Below are 16,646 nucleotides of genomic sequence, written 5' to 3'. Positions count from 1 at the left end.
TCACCGACCGGGAGTGTCGCATGAACCGTCTGTACCATGTTCCCCTGTCCCCGTTCTGCCGCAAGGTGCGCCTTGTCCTTGCCGAGAAGAAGATCGAGGTGGAACTGATCGAGGAACGGTATTGGGAACGGGATTCAGACTTCATGCGCCGCAATCCCGCGGGCAAGGTGCCGGTCCTGCGCATGGACGGGCGCGCGATGTCGGAAAGCCAGGCGATCTGCGAATATCTGGACGAGGCTTATCCGGATCCGAAACTGCTGCCCGGCACGCCCGCAGAGCGGTACGAGGCGCGGCGGCTGATCTTCTGGTTCGACGACAAGTTCCACCACGAGGTCACGACGAAGCTGCTCTATGAGCGCGTGAACAAGAAGGTGACCGGAGAGGGGTACCCCGACAGCCGCAACGTCAAGGCAGGCGCGCAGGCGATCAAGTATCATCTCGACTACATGGGCCATTTGCTGGAACAGCGCCGCTGGTTGGCGGGCGACGTGATGACACTGGCCGATTTCGCGGCGGCGGCGCATATCTCGGCGCTCGATTACATCTCTGACGTCGACTGGAACCGGAACCAGAATGTCCGAGACTGGTATGCCAAGATCAAGTCGCGCCCGGCCTTCCGCAATATCCTTGCCGATCAGGTATCGGGTTTCCCGCCGCCCCGGCATTATTCCAACCTCGACTTTTGAGCGCCGACCTGAAAGCGCGGCTGGCAGCGCAGGCCCGCGCCGAAGGTCTGGCGAAGATGGGCGTCTGCCGCCCCGATGCGATCCCGGAGGCCCCGGCGCGGCTGGCGGCGTTCGTGGACAAGGGGCGCCACGGGCAGATGCACTGGATGGCCGAGCGGATGGGCTGGCGCGGCAACCCGGCAGAGCTTTGGCCCGAGGCGCGATCGATCATTCTGGTCGCGGAGCCTTACACCCATGAGCACGACCCGCTGGCGGTGCTTGGCCGGCCCGACCGCGGGGCGATTTCCGTCTACGCGCAAAACCGCGATTATCACGACGTCCTGAAGAAACGGCTGAAGCGGGTGGGGCGGTGGCTGCTGGACCAGGCGCCGGGGCATCAGATCAAGGTGTTCGTCGATACCGCGCCGGTGATGGAAAAACCTTTGGCACAGGCCGCGGGGCTGGGATGGCAGGGCAAGCATACCAACCTTCTGGGCCGTGATCTGGGCAACTGGTTCTTTCTGGGGGTGATCTTCACCACGCTCGACCTGCCGCCCGATGACCCGGAGGAGCCGCATTGCGGGCGCTGCACCGCCTGTCTTGATGCCTGCCCCACAGGCGCCTTTCCCGCGCCGTTCCAACTGGATGCGCGGCGCTGCATTTCCTACCTGACGATCGAGCACAAGGGGCCGGTGGACGCCGACCTGCGCCCCGCGCTTGGCAACCGGATCTACGGGTGCGACGATTGCCTTGGCGTCTGTCCGTGGAACAAGTTTGCCGTTGCGGCGCGCGAGGCGAAATACAAGGCCCGCCCCGACCTGATCGAACCGCCGCTGGCAGAGCTGGCGGCGCTGGACGACGCGGCCTTTCGCATGCGGTTCTCCGGCTCTCCGATCAAGCGGATCGGGCGGGGGCGCTTCGTGCGGAATGTCTGCTATGCCATTGGGAACTCGGGCGATCCAAGCCTTGCCTCAGCGGTGCAGGCCCTGGCCCAGGATGCCGACCCGGTCGTGGCGGATGCCGCGCGCTGGGCTGTGGTGCGCCTGCGCACAGGCTAGGGACTTCCACGACCGCCAAAGCAGGCGTATGCAGGATGGGTATCTGCCCGGACATCCCCCATGAACCCCGCCCGCGCCATCGCCTTCAAGCTGTCCTCTGTCGCGCTGTTCGTGGTGATGTCGGCGCTGATCAAGGCAAGCTCGGCCCATGTGCCGCCGGGGGAGGCGGTGTTCTTCCGCTCCTTCTTCGCGATCCCGGTGATCGTCATGTGGCTGACCCTGCAAGGGCAGTTGCGGCAGGGGCTGAAGACGAAGAACCCGACGGGGCATCTGTGGCGCGGGCTGGTGGGTGGCACGGCGATGGGGCTGATGTTTGCCGGTCTTGGCCTGTTGCCCCTGCCGGAGGTGACGGCCATCGGCTATGCCGCGCCTTTGTTGGTCGTGATCTTCGCCGCGATGTTTCTTGGCGAAAAGGTGCGGCTTTTCCGGATGACGGCCGTTGCGCTGGGGCTTGTGGGGGTTCTGATCATCCTCAGCCCGCGCCTGACGGCGTTCGGCAGCGCGGACATGGACGCGCATGAGGCGCTGGGCGCGATGGTCGTGCTTGGCGGAGCCATGTGCGCGGCGCTGGCGCAGGTCTTCGTGCGCAAGCTGGTCAAGACCGAACATACCGCGGCCATCGTCTTCTGGTTCTCGGTCACGGCCTCGACCCTGTCGCTTTTGACCGTTCCGTTCGGCTGGGTGGTGCCGACCCCGGCAGAGGCCGCGATGCTGGTGGGCGCAGGTTTGATCGGCGGGTTGGCGCAGATCGGCCTGACCTCTGCCTATCGCTATGCCGAGGCGGCGGTGGTCGCACCGTTCGACTATGCCTCGATGCTATTGGCGCTGATCGTGGGCTACGTGATCTTCGACGAGGTGCCCACGCCCGTGATGCTGGGCGGCGCATCGCTGGTGATCGCTGCGGGCGTGCTGATCATCTGGCGGGAACGGCAGCTTGGCCTTGAGCGGGGACGGGCCCGCCGGGGCATGACCCCGCAGGGATAGGCCCCTAGGGTTTGATCTTGGGCCGTTCGGATTTCGAATAGTTGCTGAAATGGCCTTCCTTCGCCGCCTGTTTGCGGGCACTGGCAAAGATCTCGGCGCTTTTCCCCGGAGGCGCGATGCGAGAGACCATGCGGGTCAGATCGCTGCTGTCACATTCGGGGCAGGTGGGCGCGGTGTCGCTGCTGAGACGGACCAGCAGTTCGAACTCGGCCTCGCAGGCGTTACAGCGGTAATTGTAGATCGGCATCGCAGCGTCCCCTGTGGTAAGCCCGTTGGGCGCAACGTCTATGCGGCCGTGCGGGCAAAGGCGTCAAGGCCGCGGCCGTGCCGGGGCCGTTGCCCGCGGGCAACCTGTCTTCACGCCCAAAAATGCAGCACTGTTGCCCCGATCTTCACCGCTTGGTTCACGACCGCATCCGTTCTGCGCGCGGGTCATACATCGGCGCAAGGCTGGCCCGCGCGGCATGGCGCCTTCCGGCGACTTCGATCTCGAAGGTGGAGGCAAGCACCTCTGCCGCTGTTTCGCCGGGGCAGGGCACATAACCCAGCCCGACGGCTCCGCCCAGCGCATGGCCGTAATTGCCCGAGGTCAGGATCGATACGATCCGGCCGTCGCGGATGACCGCCTCGTTGTGGAACAGCATCGGTTCGGGGTCGGTCAGGCAGAACTGCACCAGCCGGCGGTTGAGCCCGGCGTCTCGCTTGCGCAGGACGGCGTCCCGCCCGATGAAATCGCCCTTGTCCGGTTTCACGGCAAAGCCAAGGCCGGCCTCCAGCACGTGATCCTCATCGGTGATGTCATGGCCGAAATGGCGAAAGGCCTTCTCGATCCGGCAGGAGTCGAGCGCGTGCAGGCCGCACAGGGTCAGACCGTGGTCTTGCCCGGCCTCGACCAGTGTCTCGAACACATGCGCCGCCTGATCGGTGGAGACGTAGAGTTCCCATCCAAGTTCGCCGACATAAGACACCCGGTGCGCGCGGGCGAGGCCCAGCCCGATTTCGATCTCGCACGCGGTGCCGAACGGGAAACCGGCGTTGGACAGATCGTCCGGGCTGACCGCGCCCAGCAGGGTGCGCGCGTTCGGCCCCATGATGCAGAACACGGCCTCGGCCGCAGTGACATCGGTAATGACGGCGAAGTCGTCGCCCAGATGGCGACGCAGCCATGCCAGATCGCGCTGTAACGTGGCGGCCGGCACCACCAGCAGAAAGGCGGTGTCCGACAGGCGCGTGACGGTCAGGTCGGCCTCGATCCCGCCGCGGGTGTTCAGCATCTGGGTGTAGACGATCCGCCCCGGCGCGGTGTCGATCTCGTTGGCACACAGGCGCTGAAGGAAGGCGCAGGCATCCCGCCCCTCTACCCGGATCTTGCCGAAGGACGTCATGTCGAACAGACCCACACCGGTCCGCACGGCCATATGCTCTGCCCGCTGGTTGTCGAACCAGTTCTGCCGGTGCCAGTCGTATTCGTAGCGGCGCTTCTGGTCCGGTCGGGCGAACCAGTTGGCACGCTCCCATCCCGCCAGTTCCCCGAACACGGCGCCGCGGGCGGCCAGCGCGTCATGGACCGGGCTGCGGCGGACCCCGCGCGCGGTTTCCATCTGACGGTAGGGGTAGTGATCGGCGTAAAGCAGCCCCAGCGTTTCCGTCACGCGTTCCCGCAGATAACGGCGGTTGCGTTGAAAGGGCTGGGCGCGGCGAATGTCGGCCTCCCACAAATCGAAGGGCGGTGCCCCTTCGTCGATCCACGCGGCCAGCGCCATGCCTGCCCCCCCGGAGGACACGATGCCGACTGAGTTATAGCCCGCCGCCACCCAGTACCCCGTCAGGTCCGGCGCTTCGCCGAGGTAATAGCGGTCATCGGGGGTGAAGCTTTCGGGGCCGTTGAAAAAGGTGTGCACGCCGGCCGTCTGGAACAGCGGCATCCGGCGGGTGGCCATGTCCAGGATCGGTTCGAAATGGTCGAAATCCTCGGGCAGCGTGTCGAATTCGAAGCTTTCGGGAATGCCGTTCATGCCCCAGGGCTTGGCCCGCGGTTCGAATGCGCCCAGCATCATCTTGCCCGCGTCGGACTTGTAATAGGCGCATTCGTCGGGCACCCGCAGCACCGGCAGATGGCCGAGCCCGTCGACGGGTTCGGTGACAAGGTAGAAATGTTCGCAGGCATGAAGCGGCAGGGTCACCCCAGACCGCGCCGCCAGATCGCGCCCCCACATACCGCCGCAATTGATCACGACGTCGGCGGCGATGTGGCCGGTATGGTCGTCTGTCGCCCAATCCACACCCGTGACGCGGCGGCCGTTGTCGGTAACGGCGGTGACCTTCGCCCCTTCGACGATCCGCGCCCCGGCCATCCGGGCGCCCTTGGCCAGTGCCATCGCGATATTGGCCGGATCGCATTGTCCGTCGCCCGGCAGATACACGGCGCCCACCACGCCGTCGGTGTTCAGATGCGGGTACATCGCCTTGGCCTCTGGCACGGATATCTCGTGCACCTCCACGTCGAAGGCGCGGGCCAGCGTCGCCTGCCGCAAGAGTTCCTCATGTCGGTGGGCGGTCAGTGCCACGCTGATCGAACCGACCTGCCGCATGCCGGTTGCAATCCCGGTCTCAGCCTCCAACCGTGTGTAGAGATCGCAGGAATACTTGGCCAGCCGGGTCATGTTCTGGGTGCCGCGCAACTGCCCGATCAGCCCCGCGGCATGCCATGTGGTGCCGCAGGTCAGCCGCTTGCGTTCCAGCAGAACGATATCGCTCCAGCCGCGCTGGGCCAGATGATAGGCGACCGAGCAGCCGGAAACACCGCCGCCGATGATGACGGCACGGGCATGGTCGGGAATGGCGGGCATGATGTCCTCTCGCAGGTCTGCGGCGGCAGGGCGGCGACTGGAACTGTCGTCCGCGCGCCGCTGGGCGTCAATTGCGAAGGCGCGCGCGGCTGGGGAGATTCGCCTGCCGGTCGCGCCGTCTGGTGCCGGGTGACAGGGCCAACACCTTCCTTGCGCATCGCCGCCCCGATCATGCCTGCATTCTGGGGCCGGTCCCGGTGAAAGTGGCCGGATCGCCGGGTTCTTGCCCCGGATTGGCCAAGGTTTGCCGTTAAACCTGTGTTCAGACCTGTTCCCCATAAATGAAACGGGGTGCAAAACGAGGTGGTGTGATGGCGGTTGGAACCAATGCGCCAGTCATCATCAAGCGAAAGAAGGTTGTCGGCGGAGACGGGCATCACGGTGGCGCTTGGAAAGTTGCCTATGCCGACTTCGTGACCGCGATGATGGCCTTCTTCCTGCTGATGTGGCTGCTGAACGCGACGACGGAAAAACAGCGCAAGGGGCTTGCGGATTACTTCAATCCCACGATCCCGGTGAACAGAACGTCCGGCGGTGGCGACGGTGCCTTTGCAGGCGACAGCGTCATGTCGGAGCAGACGCTTTCCCAGAACGGCACGGGGGCGTCCCAGGCGACGCCGTCACCGGACAGGCAGGCACGCGGATCGCTGGGCTATGGCAATATCATGAAGCCCGAAGAATCCGAGATGTCGGAGACGGCGCAGGCCGAGATGGAGGCGCTGAAGGAGATCGAGGATCTTCTGAACGGCAAGAACGGCGAAACGGTGCAGAGCGAGCAGCTTTTGCGCCACATCGTGACCCGGCTGACGGACGAGGGCCTGATCATCGAACTCTTCGACCTCGATGAGGCGCCGCTCTTCTCGAAGGACGGGGTCGACCCCGAACCGGTCATGAGAGAGCTGATCTCGCTTATCGCGGAGGCCTTTGCCCTGGTCCGCAACGAAGTCGCGATTTCCGGGCATGTCAGTTCGCGTCCGCTGGTTCTTGCGGAAAACCCGGTCTGGGATCTGTCGACCGAACGCGCACAGGTGACCCGCCAGATGCTTGAGAAACGCGGCATCGTCACCAAGCGTGTGGCGCGTGTCACGGGCTATGCCGACCACAAGCCCGCGGTGAAACAGCCGATGGCGCCGCGCAACAACCGGATCGAACTGGTGCTGCTGCGGTCGGACATCTCGAAATGAGACCGATTTTATCTGTTAGGCAGCCGTTAAAGCGCAGACGATACCCCTTGGGCAGCCGATAGCACAGCAACAGAAAGGTGCGCGCATGTCCATGTCTTCGTCTATGAATGCCAGTGTGGCCGGGTTGAACGCGAACGCGACCCGGCTATCAACCATTTCGGATAACATCGCCAACTCCGGCACGCACGGATACAAGTGCGCCGAGGCGGATTTCCATGCCATGGTGATTGGCAGCACGGCTGGGACGTATTCCGCGGGTGGGGTCAGGACGACGACAACCCGCATGATCGACGAATCCGGGGCTCTGGCCACCACCAACAACGCGACCGACTTGGCCGTGCGTGGTCGTGGCTTCATCCCGGTGATGAAACAGACCGACCTGATCTCGGCCACCGATGACTGGCCGATGTACATGACGACCACGGGGTCCTTCCGTACGGACGAAGACGGCTATCTGCGTACGACCTCCGGTCAGGTGCTTCTGGGGTGGCCCGCAACCGCCGACGGCACGATCCCGAACTATCCGCGCGACACCATCGAGGGCCTTGTGCCCGTGCAGATCGCCAACAACCAGTTCGCCGCCGAACCGACGACCGAGATGACCATCGGCGTCAACCTGCCCGCGGTCGAGACAAGCGCTGACGCAGACGGCGATTTCCTGTCCCTGTCGGTTGAGTATTTCGACAACCTCGGCACGTCGCAGAACCTCGACATCTCCTATTCGCCGGTCATTCCGCCCGAAGGCTCGCCCGGCTCCAACCTCTGGACTGTGGTCCTGCGGGACTCGGGCAAGGATGGCGAGGTCGTTGGCTCATACGTGATCGAATTCAATGCCAGCCAGACCAATGGCGGCACGATCGAGAATGTGACCCAGGTCGCGATGGACCCCGAAGGCAAGGTCGCGGTGCCGGCTGTGGACAGTTCCGGCAACCATTTGTCGGATGTCGCCTATTACGACTCCACACCGAACGCGGCAACGCCCACCTGGACGATGGTTGAGGCCGCCGGCGACAACGAGGTGTTTCTCTACACCGGCTTCACTTATTCCGACGCCGATCACCTGTGGGACAGCACGCATTACGCGCCGGCCTATGACTCCACCGGTAACCCCATCGTCGATGACAATGGCGATCCGACCTACTACCTGACGACCGGCAACCGCCCGACGACCGCTGACCCGGCCCAGGCGGCCGCATACGGCAACACGACGACGAACGAAATTCCCTACGGCGAACAATGGGATACCGACGCGACCTATGCGGCGTACGGGTCCGCCAGCGATAGCGATGTTGTCGGCTCGGTCTACGATCCGGCCACGGGCCTTCTGACCATCCAGGTCGGTCCCCTCGACGACAGTATCACCATCGATATCGGTGCGCAGCACAGCGGCAGCGTCATGACGCAGCTGTCCGACAGCTTCGCCCCCACCACGATCAACAAGGACGGTTTCCCGGTGGGCAACATGACCTCGATCGAGGTCGACGGCAACGGGTTCGTCAGTGCGAACTTCGACACAGGCATCACCCGGACGCTGTACCAGATCCCGATCGTCGACGTGTCGAACCCCAACGGTCTGACCTCGCTCGACAACCAGATGTACACGACCTCGGACCAGAGCGGTTCGTTCTTCCTGTGGGATGCCGGCGACGGGCCCACGGGCGACGTGGTCAGCTTTGCGCTTGAGGAATCGGCCACCGACGTTGCCGCGGAACTGACCGCGCTGATCCAGACCCAGCGTGCCTATTCCTCCAACGCGAAGGTCATCCAGACCGTCGACGAAATGCTTCAGGAAACCACGAACATCAAACGCTAGGCCAATCCAGGGTCCCGCAACACTTTACAGGAGGTGAACAATGAGCCTGTCTACAGCCTTCGGCAATGCCCTGTCCGGGCTCAACGTCGCCTCGCGCGGGACCCAGGTCGTCTCGTCGAACATTGCGAACGCCCAGACCGATGGGTATGGGCGTCGCGTGCTGGAGACCTCCAGCGCCGGCACGCATGGGTCGGGAAGCGGGGTCCGGATCGAGGGCGTTCAACGCCAGTCCGATGTGCAACTGCTGACGGATCGCCGAATGGCAGAGGCCGAAACCAGCCAGTTGCAAACCCGGGCCGATGCCCTTTCAAGCATCGAGGCCGCGATGGGAACGCCGGACGAGGAGTATTCCATCGCCGGTCGTATCGCGGCGCTGGAATCCGCCCTTGTCAACGCGGCAAGCCGGCCCGACAGCGAAACACGGCTGGCCGATGTGCTGAACGCCGCCTACGCGGTCACCGACAGCATCAACGATGCAACGGACACGATTCAGGAACTCCGCACCGAGGCGGAGAAAGCCATCGCACAGGATGTCGACACGCTGAACAACACCCTTGAACGCGTGGTCGACCTGAACAACCAGATCAAGCGCTACGTGAATTCCGGCTATGACTATAACGGTCTGCTGGACCAGCGGCAGGTTCTGATCGACCAGATCTCTGAAATCGTGCCGGTGCGCCAGATCGCACGGCCCAATGAAGAGGTCGCTCTCTACACCGAAAACGGTGCCATCCTGCTTGATGGGCGGGCCGCTGAAATCGGCTTCGAGTCAACATCCTACATCGATGCCTCCATGTCCGTGGAGGATGGCCAACTCAACGGCCTGACGCTGAACGGCAACCCGATCTCGGTCGCTGGCTCGCGCGCGCTGATGGGCGGCGGCCGCCTGGAGGGGCTCTTCGACCAGCGGGACACCATCACGACCGAGGCCCAGACCAATCTCGACGCGCTCGCGCGCAACCTGATCGAGCGGTTCGAGGGCGTCGATGTGGACGGAACCGGCGCGGGTCTGTTCACCGATAGCGGGTCTGCGCTCAACATCGTCCTGCCCGAAGATGAGGTCGGCCTTTCGGACCGGATCGAGATCAACAGCAACGGCGACACCCTTTGGCGCCTGCGCAGCGGGCTTGGCGCTGCCACGCCGGGCGAGGTCGGGGACGCAACGCTGCTGAATGCGTATGCGGATGCCCTGTCCAGCAGCGGGGTGCCCGCGTCGGGCGACTTCACGATCCGCTCTTACTCGGCGGCGGAACTGGCCACCGAGACGGTCAACGCGGTTTCGGTGAAAGCGCTGCAGGTCGAGCAGGAGGCAAGCCTGTCTTCTGCGCGGACAACGGCCCTCATGGAAACCGAGGCCGCCAATGGCGTCGATACCGATGCCGAACTTCAGGACCTCCTGCGCTATGAGGAGGCCTATATCGCGAATGCCAGGGTCATTCAGACGCTGGAAACGATGATGAACGCCTTGCTGGAGTTGTGAGCGATGTATCTTTCGACCATGGGTGACCTTGCGCAGACCATGCTCCTGCGCTCACAGAATAGCGGTTTGAAGGCCCGGCTTTCGACGCTGTCCGAGGAACTGTCGACCGGTCAGGTCGCAGACCGGTCCGCGCATCTGCGGGGCGATTTCCGCACGATCGGCGGGATCGAGCGTAGCCTGACCCTGATGGACAGCTACGATTCCGCCGTTGCCGAAGTCGGAACCGCGGCCGACGTGACGCAGGAAGTCCTGGGTCAGCTCACGTCGGTGGCAGAGCAACTCGCAGCGGACTTTTCGCTGACAACCAGTGCCGGGCAAAACACCATGAGCCTGGCCGTTGTCGGGCAAGAGGCCGAGACGATGCTGGATGCCTGCATCGGGCACTTGAACACGACCTATGGCGGCCGCTCGCTGTTCGCGGGTCAAAAGACCGACACGGTGCCCGTGGACGACGCCAGTGCCATCCTTTACGCGGTCAAGGCCGCCGTGTCCGCGGCTGGCGCAAACACCCCGCATGACATCATCACGGTGGTGGAAAGCTGGTTCAACCTTGAATCCAAGGTCGACGGCTACCTGTCCTCCATCCCGTCAGCGGATGCGACCGACATCCACACCAGCGCAATCGCCGCGATCACCGCAAACAACGCGGCCGATGCCGTTGACGAGGTCAACAGCTGGTACGCGACCGCCCGGGCCTCCGGCGGGGTTCTGGAAGATACGCCCCAGTCCAACGCCGAGGCGATCCTTCTTGCCATGACCGAAGTCGTATCCGATGCGGATTATACGCCGCCGGCAACCGCGGCCGATGCACTCGACACCTGGTTCACGGATGAAACCAACCTCGACGGGTTTCTGACGGCTGATCCGTCGGTGCCCGGCCAACCCGGCTATGTCGGGTCGTTCACGGCAACCGGAGAGGTGCGCGTTAGCGAGCATGAAACGACGTCTCTGGAACTGACCGCGGCGGACCATGATATCCGGTCCCTGCTGTCGTCCTTGACGATCGGCGCCCTGCTTGCCGACGACACGATCCTGACGGGGGACGTGGTGTCGCGAACGCAGGTTGCGACCGAGGTGTCGGAACGGCTGTTTGACTCGCAATACCAGCTTGTCGAACTCGGATCCGAGGTCGGTGTGAAACAAAACCAGATCGAGACGGCGAAGGCGGCCAATGCCGCCAGCCGGAACACGCTTGAACTGGCCATGACGCAACTTCTTGAAGTCGATCAATACGACACGGCGACCGAGTTGCAGGCCGTCGAAGGACAACTGGAGATGCTCTACATGCTGACCGCACGGCTTTCGCAGCTCAGTCTTGCGAACTACATCTCATGATGGGCCGCTTCGCGCTGATCATCCTCGCCCTGCTCTGGGTCCCGGCGGCATTTGCCGGCGTGGACGAGACGGACTATGGCGACGGAATCCGGATCAAGGACCTCGTCGAATTCGACGGGGTCCGCGGCAACGATCTTGTCGGATACGGTTTGGTCGTGGGCTTGAACGGCACCGGCGACGGTATCCGCAACGCGCCCTTCACCGAAGAAATCATGTCCAATGTTCTTGAAAGGCTGGGCGTTAACGTTACCGGAGAGCAATTTCGCCCCAAGAACGTGGCAGCGGTGTTCGTGACGGCGGAATTGCCGCCGTTCTCGCGCACCGGATCCCAGATCGACGTGACGGTATCGGCCATCGGCGATGCCAAGAGCCTTCTGGGCGGGACGCTGGTCATGACGCCGCTGAACGCGGCGGACGGGCAGATATACGCCGTGGCCCAGGGCACGGTGATCGCCGGGGGCGTGGCTGCGGAAGGCGCGGCCGCGAAGGTGGTTCAGGGTGTGCCAACGGCGGGCGTCATCCCGTCGGGGGCACGGGTAGAGCGTGAGATCGAGTTCGATTTCTCGTCGCTGAAGCGCCTGCGCCTTGCCCTGCGGACCCCTGATTTCACGACGGCCGCCCGGATCGAGGCCGCCGTAAATGGCCGCTTTGGCCGCGGTGTGGCCCGGATGATCGATGCCGGCACCGTGGTGCTGGACATCGATGCGACCGGGGCGCCGTCCCCGGCCCACGCGCTTCAGCGGATCGAGCGGATCACGGTCGAACCCGAACGCCGGGCGCGCGTGGTGGTCGACCAGCGCTCCGGCACGATCGTGATGGGCGAAGATGTGCGGATTTCGCGCGTGGCGGTGGCGCAGGGCAACCTGACCCTGCGGATCGAGGAAGAGCCGGTGGTCGTGCAGCCCAATCCGTTTGCCCGGGGGCAGACCGTCGTCGTCCCCCGCACGAACGCCGCGATCGAGAAGGACCCGGGCAAGGGCATGGCCGAGATCCGCGAAGGGACCACACTGTCCGAAGTGGTGGCCGGTCTGAATGCGCTGGGTGTTGCCCCGACCGACATGATCGACATCCTGAAAAGCATCAAGGCCGCCGGTGCCCTGCATGCGGAGTTCATCGTCCGCTGATGCTGACTTTTCTGGCCGCCCATGTCGGCGGCCAGCCCGCGGCCAGCGCAGGTGCGAAACCCCGCCAATCCTCTGTAAAATATAGAAAAACTTGCGGCGTTCCCGGTGGGTGCCGCAAGGATGCTTTTACAACGTTCGGTGCAGGATGGTGCCGGTAGTCTGCATCCATCGCTATCGGAGGGCATCGTGACAGCCTGTCCCCTTCCTCGACCGACGATCCAGCCGCATCATGTCGGGCCTGCGGCCGAGGCGCCCCCGCTCTATCGCGGCAAGCGCAGCCTCGATTGCGTTCTGGCGCTGGTCCTTTTGCCCCTGGCCCTTCCGATCGTCGCCACCCTCTGGGCCCATGCCCGGTTGCGCAGCGGACCGGGCTTTGTCGCCGTTCGCTATGTCGGGCAGGGTGGCCGTGAGTTTTCAGGCCTGGAGATTGCGGCCAGCGCGGGATGCACGCCTGTCAGCCACCCGGCGCGTCGGTGGACGGAGGGCGCGCGCGTCGCGGCCCGGTTCCGGTCCCCCACGGGGCTCTCCGCCCTTCCGTTGCTGCTCAACGTCCTGCGTGGAGAGATGAGCCTCGTCGGCCCGCAGCCTGTGACCCGGGCCGAGCTTGCGCGCTATGGCCTTGCACGCGGAGCCTATCTCGGCCAGCGCCCCGGCCTGACGGGGCCCTGGCAGATCTTCGGACATGACCGGGACGCGTTCGGCGAGCGGATCGATTTCGATCTGCGATACAGTTGCGGCGCCAGTCTTTGGGGGGACTTGATCCTGCTGGCGCACGCGCTGGGGCGGCAGGCGAGGGTGGGCTGACCCGTCGGGTCAGCCCTGCGGGAAGTAGCCGCGCACCAACGCCTCTGACACAAGGCTCCAGCCGTCGGCGACCACGAAGAAGGCCAGCTTGAACGGCATCGAGACCACGGCTGGCGGCACCATCATCATACCCATGGACATCAGCACGGCTGCCACGACCAAGTCGATGATCAGGAACGGCAGGAAGATCAGGAAGCCGATCTCGAAGGCGCGCTCGATCTCGCTCAGCATGAAGGACGGAACCAGGATCGACAGCGACGCGTCGGCCATGGGAATGGCCGCGTCGGCCTGTGGACGCAGCGAGGTCAGCGCATCGAACGTGTCGGGCTTGGCGCGTGCGGCCATGAAATCGCGGAACGGATCGAGGATACGGGGGATCGCATCCTCGATACTGATCACTTCGTCGGCCAGAGGGATCACCCCGTTCTGCCAGGCCTGCGTGAAGGTCGGCTCCATCACGAAATAGGTCAGAAACAGCGCCAGGCTGACGATCAGCATGTTGGGCGGGGACTGCTGCAGGCCGATGGCCTGCCGCAGGATCGCCAGAACCGTCACGATGAACGGAAAACAGGTCAGCATGATCGCAAGCCCGGGGGCAAGGCTCAGCACCGTGATCAGAAGGATCAGCTGAATCCCCCGGCCGGTCAGAGAGTCGCCGTCGCCGAGGGAAATCGAGATGTCCTGCGCCGCCGCCGGCACCGCAAGGGCGACCAGCGCAAGCGCGGCAAACAGGCAAAGATTGCGCATGGATCAGGTACCCGGCATCGTGTCGATGATCTCGGTCAGCCGCACGGCGATCTCGCCACCGTCGGGACCTTCGGTTTCCTGCAACTCGCCGCGGGCGATCAGCCGGTCGCCGATGTAAAGTTCCACCGGGTCGTCGATTCGCCGGTCAAGCGGCAGGATGCCGCCCTGCTCGATCTGAAGCAGGTCGCGAAGCAGCGGGCGGGCCTTGCCGACCGAAACGGTGATCTCGATCGGGACCTTGTCCAGTATCTTGGCGCCCAGACCTTCCGTCGCCCCGTCAATAGCGGTGTCATCCATGGCGTCGCGCCTCCTCTTCGGCTGTCAGGAATTCCTCAAGCCCCGTGCGGAGCGCGAGCAGCATTCCGTCAATGTCGACCTCGCTTTCGCGGGTCGTGCTGGAAATCAGGGCCTGTCCGGGGCCCAGCGTGTCGTCCTCGACGATCTTCAGGGGAAGGCCCGGGTCCTTGCCGACCAGGTCTTCCAGCGGCATCCGGTTTTCAGGGCAAACCCGAAGGGACAGCGGATGGTCGGCCTCGCTTTCGGCCATCTGCATCGCCGTTTTCACAACCGTTCGGGCGAAGCCGTCCGCGGCGATCTGCGGCATGACCCGTTCGACCATTGCCGTCAGCAGCGGGCCGAGGGCGCCCATCACATGGGCCCGCGCCTCGTTATAGCTGAACGTCATCTCTTGCAGCGTCTTGCCGAAATCCGCGCTGATCCGGGTCTGGGCCGCGGCTTCGGCCGCGATGGCGTCGTCCCAGCCGGCCTTGTAGCCTTCTTCATAGGCATTCAAGCGCTCTTCCTGCGGGTCGGGTGCGGGGGCCGCAACCGCGGCGGCCTTTTGCGGGGCGGGGACCGAAAAATCCTCGAACTTCAGGCGAGACATCAGGCGTTCTCCTGCGGTTCTTCCATCCAGCCGCGCAGGATCGCCACGGATTCCTCACGACGGCTTTCGATCAGGTCCTTCAGCCTGTCCACGGCGCTGTCATCGCCGCCGCCGAAGGAGCCCTCGCCCATCGCGCCGATGCCCATGCCGCCCCCGAAATCGGCGGGGTCGATCTCTGCCATGCCCATCTGTCCCATCGGGAATCCGCCGGCCATGCCGTCGTCGGGGTCGACCTCGCCGCTCAGAAGGGCCGTGTCGCCGCTCCCGCCATCGGGGGCGGGAAGGCTTGCGGTCACCGCGCCCGGCGGTCCGGCGAGAATCGGGCGGACCACGAACAGGCCCAGGATCAGCGCGACGGTGCCCAGCACGCCCAGCTGGATCAGCGTCAGCGGGTCAAGCGTCACGTCCTTGAACAGGCCACCCTGCGGCCCGGTGCCCGGAAGATCGACCGGTTCGAACTGCATGGACTTGATCGTGATGACGTCGCCGCGCGCCTCGTCATAGCCGGCGGCCGATGCGACGAGTTCCCGAAGCGATTCCAGTTCTTCGTCGGGCAGGGGCTGCCAGGTTTCCGTGCCGTTGGCATCGGTGGCCATGGTTCCGTCCACAAGGACAGCGACGCTCAACCGCTTGATGGCGCCGGGAGAACGCAGGATTTCGCGTTCCGTCTCGGACACCTCATAGTTCACCCGGTTGCGGCTTTCGGTTTCCTTGCGTTCCGCCGACCGTTCGTTGCCGGCATCCCCCTCGGGCAGGTTGCTGGCAACGGTCACGCCGTTGGAACCGGTCTCCTTAGAACTGACCGACTTTTCCTGCTGTTCGGAACTGATCGCGACGCGGGTTTCGGGGTCGAACCGGCGTTCGCGGATCGATTCGGTCTGCGTTTCCGTCTCCACGCTGACCTCGACCACGGACCGGCCGGGGCCGACGCGTGCCGCCAGGATGCGCTCCAGCCGGGCCTTGAGAGCCTCTGACCGCTCATCGGCAGAACGTCCGTAGCCTGCGCCCATCTCGTCGGCCACGACCATGCCCGTGGTGGCGTCGATCACCGACACATCCTCTGCCAGCAGTCCGGCCACGCTTGCCGCGACCAGATGGCGCAGCGCCTGTGCCTGGGCCGGAGCGACCGCGCCACCGCCAACCGACACCGTCACGGCGGCCGAGGGTTTCACGCTGCGGGCGAAGGGGCGCGAGGACGGCGCCGCGATATGAACCCGGGCGCTGCGGAACTGGGGATTGGAAAGAATCGTCCGGGCCAGCTCGCCCTCTTTCGCGCGCCAGTAGGCGGCATCGAACATCTGCGATGTAGTGCCGAAGCCGGAAAGACTGTCGAGAAGTTCGTAGCCCGCGGCGCCATTGGCGGGCAGGCCTTCGCCGGCAAGCGTCATCCGCAGGCTGTCACGGTGGCGCGAATCGACATAGATCGCCGAGCCGCGGACCTCGTAGTCTACACCGGACTGGTCGATGGCCTCGATCACGTCGCCGGCGGCGGCTGCGTCGAGACCGGAATATAGCAAGGACATTCTGGGGCTGGTTGCTGCCCGCGACAGTGCCAGAACGGCTGCGAACATGGCAACGGTTGCCAGAATCACGATCATCCTGCGGCGCGGGTTCAGCCCGGTCCATACGGCCATAAGCTGGGACAATTTCGGTCTCCCGATGTTGGGGCTTCTGCCTCGTTTCTGCCTCACATCCTTCGCAGGCCCGACTTAACAAT

The 16,646-nt window shown here is 64.6% G+C and carries 15 protein-coding genes; 9 read left to right on the top strand and 6 right to left on the bottom strand.

The window, feature by feature from the left end; genetic code table 11:
• Positions 1-20 precede the first annotated feature (20 nt).
• The 3 genes from RGUI_RS10610 to RGUI_RS10600 are packed head-to-tail and all read left to right on the top strand — an operon-like array spanning position 21 to position 2,707.
• On the top strand, positions 21-686 hold the full coding sequence (locus RGUI_RS10610) for a glutathione S-transferase family protein (RefSeq protein ID WP_081533035.1): 666 nt from the start codon (positions 21-23) through the stop codon (positions 684-686).
• The gene (queG, locus tag RGUI_RS10605; protein WP_081533034.1) at positions 683-1,723 is read left to right on the top strand and encodes a tRNA epoxyqueuosine(34) reductase QueG; all 1,041 of its coding nucleotides are present in this window, start codon (positions 683-685) and stop codon (positions 1,721-1,723) included. Before RGUI_RS10610 ends, queG begins: the two co-directional genes overlap by 4 nt.
• A gap of 60 nt (positions 1,724-1,783) precedes the next feature.
• Positions 1,784-2,707: a DMT family transporter gene (locus tag RGUI_RS10600; protein WP_081533033.1), complete on the top strand. Its 924-nt coding sequence runs from the start codon at positions 1,784-1,786 to the stop codon at positions 2,705-2,707.
• A 4-nt stretch (positions 2,708-2,711) separates the two neighbouring features.
• Here RGUI_RS10600 and RGUI_RS10595 read toward each other — a convergent pair whose 3' ends face one another.
• On the bottom strand, positions 2,712-2,954 hold the full coding sequence (locus RGUI_RS10595; RefSeq protein ID WP_081533032.1) for a zinc ribbon domain-containing protein: 243 nt from the start codon (positions 2,952-2,954) through the stop codon (positions 2,712-2,714).
• Positions 2,955-3,111: 157 nt separating this feature from the next.
• Entirely contained in the window at positions 3,112-5,556 is a 2,445-nt protein-coding gene (locus RGUI_RS10590; RefSeq protein ID WP_081533031.1) for an FAD-dependent oxidoreductase, read from the bottom strand.
• A 311-nt stretch (positions 5,557-5,867) separates the two neighbouring features.
• Between RGUI_RS10590 and RGUI_RS10585 the strand changes: the two genes are divergently transcribed.
• From RGUI_RS10585 to RGUI_RS10555, 6 genes are all read left to right on the top strand, one after another.
• Positions 5,868-6,740, top strand: a complete 873-nt coding sequence (locus tag RGUI_RS10585; protein ID WP_081533030.1) for a flagellar motor protein MotB — start codon at positions 5,868-5,870, stop codon at positions 6,738-6,740.
• 85 nt (positions 6,741-6,825) lie between these two features.
• Positions 6,826-8,553 carry a flagellar hook protein FlgE gene (locus tag RGUI_RS21210; protein WP_156882937.1) on the top strand — a complete coding sequence of 576 codons (1,728 nt, stop codon included), beginning with the start codon at positions 6,826-6,828 and terminating at the stop codon, positions 8,551-8,553.
• Positions 8,554-8,593: 40 nt separating this feature from the next.
• The gene (flgK, locus tag RGUI_RS10570; protein ID WP_081533029.1) at positions 8,594-10,033 is read left to right on the top strand and encodes a flagellar hook-associated protein FlgK; all 1,440 of its coding nucleotides are present in this window, start codon (positions 8,594-8,596) and stop codon (positions 10,031-10,033) included.
• Positions 10,034-10,036: 3 nt separating this feature from the next.
• Positions 10,037-11,368: a flagellin gene (locus RGUI_RS10565; protein ID WP_081533028.1), complete on the top strand. Its 1,332-nt coding sequence runs from the start codon at positions 10,037-10,039 to the stop codon at positions 11,366-11,368.
• Entirely contained in the window at positions 11,368-12,492 is a 1,125-nt protein-coding gene (locus RGUI_RS10560) for a flagellar basal body P-ring protein FlgI (protein WP_081536053.1), read from the top strand. The genes RGUI_RS10565 and RGUI_RS10560 overlap by 1 nt, the downstream gene beginning before the upstream one ends.
• Before the next feature lie 186 nt (positions 12,493-12,678).
• Complete coding sequence (locus RGUI_RS10555) at positions 12,679-13,296, top strand: sugar transferase (protein ID WP_172841125.1); 618 nt, start codon at positions 12,679-12,681, stop codon at positions 13,294-13,296.
• 9 nt (positions 13,297-13,305) lie between these two features.
• On the opposite strand, the gene fliP is transcribed toward RGUI_RS10555, so the two are convergent.
• Genes fliP through fliF form a run of 4 tightly spaced genes read right to left on the bottom strand, consistent with a single transcriptional unit; the run spans position 13,306 to position 16,563 of the window.
• A complete protein-coding gene (gene fliP, locus RGUI_RS10550; RefSeq protein ID WP_081533026.1) occupies positions 13,306-14,043 on the bottom strand; it encodes a flagellar type III secretion system pore protein FliP in 738 nt (245 codons plus the stop codon).
• A gap of 3 nt (positions 14,044-14,046) precedes the next feature.
• Positions 14,047-14,340 carry a FliM/FliN family flagellar motor C-terminal domain-containing protein gene (locus RGUI_RS10545; RefSeq protein WP_081533025.1) on the bottom strand — a complete coding sequence of 98 codons (294 nt, stop codon included), beginning with the start codon at positions 14,338-14,340 and terminating at the stop codon, positions 14,047-14,049.
• The gene (locus RGUI_RS10540) at positions 14,333-14,929 is read right to left on the bottom strand and encodes a hypothetical protein (RefSeq protein WP_081533024.1); all 597 of its coding nucleotides are present in this window, start codon (positions 14,927-14,929) and stop codon (positions 14,333-14,335) included. The genes RGUI_RS10545 and RGUI_RS10540 overlap by 8 nt, the downstream gene beginning before the upstream one ends.
• Positions 14,929-16,563, bottom strand: a complete 1,635-nt coding sequence (gene fliF / locus RGUI_RS10535) for a flagellar basal-body MS-ring/collar protein FliF (RefSeq protein ID WP_253798238.1) — start codon at positions 16,561-16,563, stop codon at positions 14,929-14,931. The genes RGUI_RS10540 and fliF overlap by 1 nt, the downstream gene beginning before the upstream one ends.
• Between the last annotated feature and the right edge of the window lie 83 nt (positions 16,564-16,646).

It is taken from the genome of Rhodovulum sp. P5, from assembly GCF_002079305.1.
GTDB lineage: Bacteria > Pseudomonadota > Alphaproteobacteria > Rhodobacterales > Rhodobacteraceae > Rhodovulum.
This window is presented reverse-complemented; position numbering and strand designations above follow the sequence as displayed.